Here is a 4,329-nt window from a genome sequence, read left to right on the forward strand (position 1 = left end):
ATGAACGCCCCGCTGAACTTGAAAAATATTATCTTGATGCGGTTCCTGAAATTGGAACGATGGGACATAATATTTTAATAATACAAAAAACGGGTTATACTCCTGTCGCGGCCTTTGCACTATCTGAAAATTGTTGGAGTGACAATTATATTGCTCCGCAAGAGGCGGTAAATGAAATGTTTCTGAAAAAATATGCTGGCAATAAGACCGTTGAGGCTTTTATTTCAAATATGAGGTATGAGGCAGAGTTATATTCAAAGTATAAACAGTATTATGGATACGTGTTTTATATTGGAAAAAGAATAAAATAAGGCCAACCCCTAATTGAGTAACCAGCCGATAGGCTAATCATATTGATGTTTTACCAACATTAGCTATTTTTTATGAAAAAATTAGCTTTCATCGCCCAAAACAAGGCAACAAAAGCTAATTGCATAATTATTATATTCCGGTATTTTAATCCGGAAAGTACTATCCTGATAAAAATACTATCCGGGATTAACAACTCATTTCACCGGCGTTTTTCTTGGCGGATAAAAGGTTGTAAGCCCCTTTAACGACCACTTTGGCCGTTTTGATGTTAAAACCTTCGGGCAGCATGATTTCACTATACCCGTTATCGGAGACACCTTTATGAACTTCCACCATGCGGTATTCGGTAAACGATTTGCCGTTCTCCTTTTTATCTTTGTTAAAAACAAAAATATAATCCTTGTCTTCGAAAGTTACTACGGCTTCCGAGGGCAGGGCATTTACCCTGCCACTGGAGGCATCAATCACCGCATTCACATACATTCCGGGCAGCACGTTTTTGCTATTGCCCGTCACGCTGGCATAAACCTTACAGGTTTTATCGGAATCAACCGATTTGCCGGTCTGGTAAACCACAGCTTCGTGTTGCACTGCATCATTATTGGTGAAGAAATGTATCTTCTGTCCCCTGGCCACCTTGTCCGCATCCTTCTGAAACAGGGTAAGCTCAAGAAAAAGCTTACTGCTGTTCACCACCTCAAACAAAACATCGGCAGGTGAAACAAACTTGCCCAGGTTCACATTCACGGCCTTAATGTAACCCGAAATGGGCGATTTCACGCAAATGCTGCGACTGATGTTATCAATGCGCAGTTTTGCGGGATTGATGCCCAAAAGAGCCAGTTTCTGGCCCAAAGCTTTCACCTGTACCTTAAGACTCCTGTAATCTGCTGTTGTTTGCTGAAAAGTCTTGGCAGAATTAATATTCCCGCTGTACAGATCCTTCTGCCTCTTGTATTCTGCCTCGCTGTATTGAAGCTGGCTGGTGCTTTCCAGATATTTTTGCTGCAGGTCAATAAAATCCTGATTCTCGATAATGGCAAGTGTCTGGCCCTTTTGTACCAAGCTGCCCGGAATCAGCCTGATATTTTTAACAAAACCGCCCATGGGTGTACATACAGATGCCAGGTTCTGAGGCGCAACCGAAACAGTGCCGCTCACTTTCAGCGTGCCGCTCAGCGCACGCTTTTCTATCGAACCGGTTCTGATTTCGGCAAATTTAACCTGGTCGGCACGCATCTCAACAATATCATCAGGAAGCACTTCGGTTTCTTTGGTTTCTTCACCAGCTTTCTTCCCGCCCCTGCAGGAAACAAAAGCAATGAGCATAACCGGTAATATTATTTTTGAAATAAATCTATATTTTGACATGATACAAAATTTTAAAATGTTTTACCCGTAATAAAGTCAATGTTGATGATGGTTTGATTAAAGCTGTTGAGCGCATCCAGGTAATTTTGCCTGATAGTCAAAGCCCTGTTGAGACTGAGGATATATTCGAGATAATCAATCGCCCCGGCCTTGTAACTGCCCGTCGCCTGCACGATAATCATATCGGCCTCAGGAATAGCCTGCTGCTCGTAATATTCGACACTGCCTAAGTACTTGCCATATTCATCAAGTAATTCCCGGTAATTGGCAGAAAGCGATTTGGCAAACAGTTCGCTATTGTTGCGGGCAATGCTTTCATTGATTTTTGCTGCTTTAATTTTCGAGGTATGAGGGACAAACCAGAGCGGGACAGCAATTCCCGCCTGTATACCTGTAAAACGGTCGCCTGCGCCGAATGTGCGGGACACCCCGTTTACATCCTGCGTGCCCCGGATGGTCTGGCTGAAATACCCGACACTGAAATCAGGCATCATTCGGCTGCGCTCAAGTTTCGTTTCAAGCTGCGATATTTCAACCTGCTGCCTGCTGTTTCCCAAAGCAGGGTTCTGTGCAATGGCCGTACTGTCACAAACAGGAATAAAACTTATCCGCTTCAATACGGTATCCGAAGGATAAATAGGGATACGGGTATTCAAAAGCGCTTGCAGCTTACGGTTATATATGACTATATCGGCAGATGTTTGTTGCAGCTGGTTTTTAATTTCAAGGCTTTGCGAACGGGCGGTGATTACATCAAGACGGTTTGTCTCGCCAGCTTTAGCCTTCCTTTCCGCAGCCACCAGGAAACCTGCAAACAGGCTGTCCTGACTGGCCAATAATTTTCGCCTCGAATAAAGATACGCCAGTTGCCAGTAAACCTGTTTTACCCGGGTTGCAATCTCAAGCTGTGAACCTTTCAACTGCCATTCGCTGCTCTTCACATTAGCCCCGGCAAGCCTGGACTGGTTAAGGTAGACCGTGGGGAAAGCAAACGACTGCGAGACGGTGAAGCTGTTGTCCCTGGAATAAGAATTAAACTGCCCGTATTCCATTTCCAGGCCTGTTTTGCCAATATCCCAGGAAGCGCCTTTCAAAGCTTTCTGAACATCGACCTGGTAGCCTGAAGAACGTACGGAAAGATTGCTGTCCAATGCCATTTTTATGGCATTGGACAAATCAATAGGGTTGGCCTGCTGGGCTTTTATGCAATTAAAAAATGAAGGAACAACAAACAACAATAAAAGCAAAGATAAATGCTTTGCAGACTTTCTTATGAACAGCTTCCTGAATGAATGTGTTGAAAATATGATGTAAAACACAGGCAGGACAACCAATGTGAGCAAAGTTGCCGTGATAAGCCCGCCAATTACAACTGTTGCCAAGGGCTTCTGAACTTCAGCACCGGCCGAGGTCGACAAGGCCATAGGTAAAAAGCCCAAAGAAGCAACGGAAGCAGTAATGATGACCGGCCGCAGGCGGGTTTGCAGGCCCTTCAGCACCCGTTCGGTTATATCTGTTACTCCTTTTTGTTCTAGCCGGTTAAATTCGGCAATCAATACAATTCCATTCAGCACCGCCACCCCAAAGAGGGCAATAAAACCAATACCTGCAGAAATGGAAAAATTCATACCCCTTATCCAAAGGGCAAATACACCGCCAATTGTTGCCAGGGGCACGGCCATATATATAAGCAGGGCCTGTTTAACCGAATGGAAAGTAAAATAAAGCAATACGAAGATCAGGAGCAATGCAACGGGCACAGCGAATGACAATCTTTTCTGCGCTGCCTCCAGGTTCTGGAACTGGCCGCCATAAGACACATAATAACCGGCCGGAAGCTGCACCTGCTTGTCTATTTTTGAAGAAACATCCTTAATAACGCTTTGAACATCCCTGTTCCGTACATTAAAACCAATGGTGATCCGTCTCTTGGTATTTTCCCTTGATACCTGAGCCGGGCCGGATTGAATGGAAACATCGGCCACCTGTTCGAAAGGAACTTGCACCCCGTTGGGCAAGGCAACCATCAGGTTTTTAACATCTTCCAGGTTTTGGCGGTAATCCTTATCCAGTCGAACCACCAGTCCGAAGCGTTTTTCCTCATCAAACACCACACCTGCCTGACTACCGGCAAAGGCAGCGCGCAACACACGGTTCACCTCATCAACAGACAGGCCGTATTGAGCCAGGCGGTCACGGTTGTAGGTTATCTGCACCTGGGCCAGTCCGGTCACTTTCTCCACATTTATATCTTCTACCCCATCGATTTTCCGGATGATCCTGGCAACATCCCCAGCTTTTTCAGCCAAAGTACTCAGGTCATCACCAAATATCTTAATGGCAATATCCTGTTTGGAACCCGAAAGCAACTCATTGGTCCGCATCTGGATGGGCTGCTGGAATTCAAACTTCACGCCTGCCAGCGGCACCAGGGCCTCTTCCATCTTCTCGATCAGCTCTTCCTTGTTTTTGGCTGAAGTCCATTCACTCTTGTTTTTCAAAGTAATGATATAATCTCCTGTTTCCATAGGTGTCGGGTCGGTCGGAATTTCGCCGGACCCAATCTTACAAACGGTGTGTTTAATCTCGGGGAATTTGCTGAGCAATATCTGGTTGGCTTTTTTAACCATTTCAATCGTATTGGTA

The 4,329-nt window shown here is 45.1% G+C and carries 3 protein-coding genes; 1 reads left to right on the top strand and 2 read right to left on the bottom strand.

Annotated features, from left to right (window positions below; genetic code table 11):
- Nucleotides 1-311: SAM-dependent methyltransferase (locus tag Q8907_13350; GenBank protein ID MDP4275257.1), on the top strand; the 311-nt coding region annotated here is incomplete at its 5' end.
- Nucleotides 312-498: 187 nt separating this feature from the next.
- Here the strand turns inward: Q8907_13350 and Q8907_13355 are convergent.
- Together Q8907_13355 and Q8907_13360 are read right to left on the bottom strand one after the other, a co-directional pair.
- Nucleotides 499-1,683: an efflux RND transporter periplasmic adaptor subunit gene (locus Q8907_13355; GenBank protein ID MDP4275258.1), complete on the bottom strand. Its 1,185-nt coding sequence runs from the start codon at nt 1,681-1,683 to the stop codon at nt 499-501.
- Nucleotides 1,684-1,694: 11 nt separating this feature from the next.
- A partial coding sequence (locus tag Q8907_13360; protein ID MDP4275259.1) for an efflux RND transporter permease subunit occupies nt 1,695-4,329 on the bottom strand: 2,635 nt, incomplete at its 5' end.

The sequence above is a fragment of the Bacteroidota bacterium genome (genome assembly GCA_030706565.1).
GTDB lineage: Bacteria > Bacteroidota > Bacteroidia > Bacteroidales > JAUZOH01 > JAUZOH01.

Excerpts from the sequence above, each read along its gene's own strand:
- Q8907_13355 (MDP4275258.1), bottom strand. The coding sequence starts at position 1,683 with ATGTCAAAATATAGATTTATTTCAAAAATAATATTACCGGTTATGCTC.